General features: G+C 35.6%; 3 protein-coding genes. 2 read left to right on the top strand and 1 reads right to left on the bottom strand.

Annotation, left to right across the window (positions count from 1 at the left end):
- The first annotated feature begins 592 nt into the window (after positions 1 to 592).
- Both ABXH34_RS16995 and ABXH34_RS17000 read left to right on the top strand, forming a co-directional pair.
- Positions 593 to 853 (top strand): hypothetical protein, encoded by a 261-nt coding sequence (locus ABXH34_RS16995; protein ID WP_353573076.1) that lies wholly within the window; start codon positions 593 to 595, stop codon positions 851 to 853.
- A 59-nt stretch (positions 854 to 912) separates the two neighbouring features.
- Positions 913 to 3,033, top strand: coding sequence for a hypothetical protein (locus tag ABXH34_RS17000; RefSeq protein WP_353573077.1), 2,121 nt, complete (start codon positions 913 to 915; stop codon positions 3,031 to 3,033).
- Between the two features lie 176 nt (positions 3,034 to 3,209).
- On the opposite strand, the gene recC is transcribed toward ABXH34_RS17000, so the two are convergent.
- A partial coding sequence (gene recC, locus ABXH34_RS17005; RefSeq protein WP_353573078.1) for an exodeoxyribonuclease V subunit gamma occupies positions 3,210 to 6,277 on the bottom strand: 3,068 nt, incomplete at its 5' end.

The following is a 6,277-nucleotide window of genomic DNA, read 5'->3' on the forward strand; positions in this document are numbered from 1 at the left end:
AATAAAAGTTTTTATTTTATTAATTAATTGATATTAAATATAATTTTTATATTAAATGATGCATTGTTAGAGAGAAATTCAAAATTCGTTAAACATTATAATGATAATTTTTTTATTTATCCATCTTTTTTTGCATTGCAACATTTAATGGATTATGACATATAAAAACAGGCTATTTTTGGATGATATTAGGGATAAATATAATAAAGCGTCCAATCTTTAAATATACTATGAATTATATCATTAGCTTAAATATTCAATTGGCTATTATGGGGGTATTACAATGTGGCTTTATATTTTAGCATAAAGGTTAAAATCAATTAAATACAACTATTAAAAATAGGGTTTATATACTAATTTTTATTAATTTCATATTGCAGTACAGCAATTAACCATGAATTTAATCCAAATTGCAAAATAAGAGGGATAGCTTGTTGTAATAGACTGAGCATTTGAGCAAAAAAATAGAAATAAATCATATACATTGCATTCATAGTTTAAAATGACTACTATAGCAATCCAGCTCTCATTATTACTTTCATTTCAGTCCATCATACTTATGCTTTTAGAATTTATTGAATGGTTTATCATCATGTGGTTCGTCTTGGTATTTATTAAACTTGTTTTGGTATACGGACAGGTTTCTGATATTGCTAGAGGGTACGCAGAAGTATTTGAATTAAAATACAATTCGAAAGTTTTGTTTGATGTTTTGCTATCGATTCCTATTATTTTATTATTTACTGCACCGATTTTATTTTTAACTGAAACTTGGCGATTTTTCTTTTTATACTCTGAAGAAGAAATTTTTGATTGGCTCGAAGAAATTAAGCACAATATGCCAGAAGAATAAGCTGTTTTTTCAGATCAAGACTATACTTGACTCTATCTCAAAATACGGAATACTGCATAATGCTAAAATGTTATTATTTATTCAAAATACAAAATGTTCTTCCTATTATTCTTTGCTTATCAACCCTCAATACTGCTACTTATGCCGCAATACAGGCCATTGATGTCACTGAAACTATTGTCGATGGGGCAAAAATCAATTTGAATCCATTAAGTGCTTCAGAATGCACGATTGGGCTGACAGATTTAAATAATACCCCACTGGCTGAGGGTATTGATGATAAAGGAGGTGAAGGAGTTCCATGTGATGGGGCAACACCTTATTTAGAGTCAATTTTTTACGATAAAACAAATATAGAGGTTGCCGCCTTTGGCTTTTTTTGTTTTAAAACACCTAGTAAGCTTTATGGCTGGGGACGGCATGATTGTGATGAAGTATTAGAAGCCTATTACGAAGACTCAGGCGCAGCCATTACAATTCCTACCCATGAAATACCTGAATTTGAACCTTTACCACGTTTTACAGTAGCGGTAGGTGAAGAAGTATTATTTAATGCGCACGCAATTTCTATCGGTGGTTATCAAATCATCTACAACACTCAAAATGCACCCTCACGACGCAAACTGAATCAACGCTCAGGGCAATTCTCTTGGCTTGCAGAATATGAAGGACAATTTGATTTTGAAATTACAGCTCAAGAACTATATTCATCAGTAGAGCAAAAGGCAGTGTTGCCTGTGACAATTATTGTGGATGATTTCGCTTTGGTGGACTTCAATATTGATCCTGAACAACTTGAGGCATTTACTGCAAGAGATATGGCAGTATTGACAGTGGAATCAATGGTTGCATTCCGAGGTAATGATATTAAAGATATTCCAGCAGAGGCTTTTACAGGACTGAGTGCGCAACAATTAGGTGCAATGACGGCGAATGCCCTAAAAGCAATTTCCTTGGCTCAATTTAGATACATTCCAATCAGCAGTTTTTATGGTTTACAAGCCTTTAATTTAGCAGGGTTTAGTAGCAATACCATTCAAAACTTTACGCTAGAGCATTTACAAGCGATTAATCCTAGTAGTTTTAAAGGCATGTCTGACCATAATATAGCCAAAATTCTGACTAATTTATCTATAGCATCACTCGATACCAATTTATTAAATACACTGTTGCCAGAAGCTTGGGAAATCGATAGGCAAACAGGCCAATTGAACCACCCTCAAGGTGCTCCACTGGGTTTACGTGGTTTAAATCTCAATGCTCAACCCTCTGTAGCACAAGGGCAATTAGAATATTATGATGAATTACCCAATTTTCATAGTAATGTGAGTCTGGGTGGTTTGGGCAACACTTCAACCTTACTAGATGATATGAATCGTACTTTGGGTCAATTAGGCCTTACTGATGTTAGATTTTCTCAAAACATCGATGGCTTATTAACCAGCAGCGGGAGTTTAGCCTTATCTATACTACCGAATATAGATAATATTTCCCAAACTCATGAAATAGAACAAATTGCTGTTTCAAATTCTCAAGGTACAATCAAATTCATTACCGATAATCAGCACCGTTTTGAATTTATACCATCCCCAAAAAGTACAGCCGCGTTACTTAAATCTTTAGGGGCAGACGGCCAAACAACTGTGGGTAAAAGTGGAGATATTGTCATGTCTTACATACCAACCACCACCACACGAGCTATACAAACAAAAGTACATGTTGTTGCGGTATTTGACGCATTTGTTACACCTGCTCCAAGTCAATTTTGCCTAGACCCCAGTTGCACTAATATGAATACGGGGCTGTTTTTTAACCAAGTCAATTTGCGGCATTTACGAGCAGACGCGATTTTACCTGAAACGGGACGTATGGTTTACGCTGATGGCACATCGCAAGTGGCTTATCCTTCTGTGGTTGCACCTCACTTTTTTATCTCAGGTTTGCAACAAATTGCTGGGATTAAATCAGTTACAGCCCAAAACTCGGGGCGACAATACCAAGTGGTTTTGGATTCTGGTATCACTTTGACATTATTTCCTAGTTTTAATGCAGAAGTGAGCGATTTGTCCAAAGGACAGCATGTCATTCCCAGCTTTGATTACAATCCTGACACTCAAATATTGACCTATACTGTTGCAATTAAAACTCAACTATTTAAACAAAAATTACGGGTTCAATAAATTGAGAATCATCTGGAATAAACGCAGCATTTATATTGATGCTGAATTATAGTCATTTTATTTTAAAATGATACAGGACTGGCAGTCCTAGATTTTAAAACTATTTGATATTTAAAGTATTTCAGGACGGCCAGTCCCTCAAGATAGAATTGACTATAATCTCAGATTTAAATCATTCAGGATGTCACATATTTTAATAACGGCTCATAAAACTGATGTGAGAAGGTTTGAAATATTTCCTGCTCAACAGGTAACCTCTCATCATTTGCAAAACATAATTCATAATAAGGGTCAACAGATTCCCCTCGTTTAAATTGCGAGCCTTGCCACAGTTTGATTGCTGCCTGCAATGCTTGTTCTTGATCTTTTTTGGGATTTTGAGCCGTTTTAACAAATTCCATCGAAGTCTCGGGGAAAAAATATAAAGGTTGCTGTAAGCCATACTGATACCATTGTACCAATTGGGTTAAAATTTCACGGCTGTCGATCACAGGGCTGGCCTGAAACTGTTTATCTGTTCCGATTAAAATACTTCGTTTTGGCAAATCATTGCGCTGAGCGGCATTTAATAATAAATGTTGTAACCAGAATTTAATAAAGTCTTTGGCTTTCAATTTACTACAACGATATTGCAATTGCTGATGTTCCCATAAATGGTTTAAATTACCGACGACTTGTATTTGATTTGACAATTCAACAATAATGGATGCGGTATCAAGTTTATTCTGTTGGCTATAACCTTGAATAGAATCAATAAAATATTCAGCTTGCACTTGCAATTGACTATAAAGATGCTCACCTACTTTGCCATAAGGTAATTGCCCTGTTGCACGAATAATTAGCTGGTACGCATTTAAATCATGCTGTAAAAATCCTTTCTCAACCAATAAATTGCGTAATAAATAGGTTTTTAAATAATCTAATTCAAATGGCTCAGTTTCTTCGATAAAGCCTTCAGATTGTGGTAATTGTACCCCTAAACTATATCTCAATAAATGTCGTGTTGGATGGCTAAAAAAGTTAATCAGCCGTTCTAATTCCAAAACCGTCACATCAGTCGTTTGTTTATGCAAAGGCGTTTCGATGAATGGTCGATAATGTTCACGTTCGCCAAACATAGAATAACTGGCTGTGCAGTATTCATTGGAATAGCTAAATAATTTATGTTGCTCACCGCTAAAATATTTAGGACTAAATGCCTGTAATGGATGATGAGTGATTATTTCATCTAAAATAGCACTTTGCGGATGATTAAAGCCTTTTTGCACATAATCCAGCAATTCACTGACCAAAACAGATGGTGGCAATTGACTGTTATCATTGATGTTATGTCCAATATAACTGATATAAAAATACTGACGGGCAGACAATAACGCTTCCAAAAACAGATAGCGGTCATTATTACGCCGAGAACGATCACCACGTAATGGGTAATGGTTAATTAAATCAAAGCTTAATGGCTGGTTTCCACGTGGATAATCATTGTCATTCATCCCCAGCAAACACACTACTTTAAATGGAATACTGCGCATTGGCAATAAAGCACAAAATGTAATACCGCCCGTCAAAAAATGCAGTGGAGAAGGCTCAGCATCTAAATATTGTTTTAAATAGGCAAAAATGACACTAAAGCTCACAGGCTGATTAAAACCGGCTAATTGTGATTCGCCTGTGCCTTCAATATTAACCAGACGATCTAACACATTCCTAATTTGCTGTAATTGCGCCAGCGTTTCTTCGTCGCTAAAAATAAATTGTTCTGCTAAATTAAGTAGAAACTCTCGCCATTCAAGTAATGTTTTATCCGATTCTAATACTTCTACAGTTGAAAATAGAGTTTCCATAAATTGGATAAATTGGCCTAAAATTAAACCATTACTGCCTTCAATTTCATCATAAGGTAATAAGCCAGAAAATAAATATTCATTCTGCGCAGGCAACACATAACCCAACAGCATTTTTTGCAAACCTTCACGCCAAGTATTATCCTTATAAGCAGGCAAATCCATGGCTTCACGGCTTTTTGCATCGATGCCCCAATGGATATTAGTCTCAGTCACCCAATGTCGAATTAAAGCTAAATCTGCGGTATTTAATTTAAATTGGTGTTGAATCGGAGTGTGATCCAAAACAGCCAGCACTTCATTGACTCCAAATCGACTTTGACACAATTCTAAAACCGCAAAAAATGCATCAATCAATACACTTTCATTGCGTAAGCTACGGTCAGTAATACTGAATGGAATCTTGGCTTTATCTTCTACCACTGTACCAAAAACCGCCTCGATAAACGGTACATATTTTTCAACATTGGGCATCATCACCACAATGTCTTTTGGCAATAATTTATTTTGATGTTGGTCAAATAAATGTAGCAATTGGTCATACAAAACTTCAATTTCACGCATCGGACTATGACATACATGTAATTGTAATGACTTGTCTTTCTGGCCAATCCACATAGCTGGTGTATCTAAGCCACGTTCGCGTAAATGTAAAATATCAGCTTGAATCGTGCTTAATAAATTAGACTCGGGAATTTCGATAAATTTAGCATAGGTTTTGGCTTGCTCATCAGATAATTCGAGTAGTAATTTTGAAAAATCGCGGCCTAATTTTCCCATCGATGCTAGCAGACTGTTGCCTTTCTCAAAATATAAGGTTTCAGGCGCAACAGGTTTTCCATCTTCCACACTTTGATGGGCAATTTCACTGTCTGACACAATGTCGCCCCAATATTCTTGACAGGGATTAAATAGAAAAAAGTAGATTTCAGTCCATTGGCTTAATTGGGTAAACACTTCGATATAAAAAGGCGGTAAGGCAGCAATACCAAATACACTGATTCTCGTCGGTAATTTTTGCTGCAAATTGATCGGTAAACCATTATTTTGATTTAGTTTATGAAATAGTTGGCCGCGTAATTTTGCTTTGTGTTGCGAATGGCCATAATACTGATTTAATGCTCTCCATAATGAGGCTTGCCAAGGTGCTTGCTGATCTTTTTCCAATATTTTTGGCTGTAAATCGTTTTCCCAATTACGCACCCAATTTGGACGGTAAACGATGTATTGGTCATATAAATTAGCTAATCGCCATGCAAGCTGAAATTGTTTATTGCCTGTTTTATCATCTTGTAAATAGTTATTTATATTTTTAAATTGGGAATTTTGCTGGTTTTGCGACAGAATATTCATAAAACTCCACAAAATCACTTCACGCTTATAATGAGACTGTTCTGGTA

The organism is Candidatus Albibeggiatoa sp. nov. BB20 (assembly GCA_016744725.1).
Taxonomy (GTDB): Bacteria; Pseudomonadota; Gammaproteobacteria; order Beggiatoales; family Beggiatoaceae; genus Albibeggiatoa.

What these genes read in the sequence shown, in the direction of transcription:
- ABXH34_RS17000 (WP_353573077.1), top strand. Translation starts at nt 913, where the DNA reads ATGCTAAAATGTTATTATTTATTCAAAATACAAAATGTTCTTCCTATT.
- ABXH34_RS16995 (WP_353573076.1), top strand. Translation starts at nt 593, where the DNA reads ATGTGGTTCGTCTTGGTATTTATTAAACTTGTTTTGGTATACGGACAG.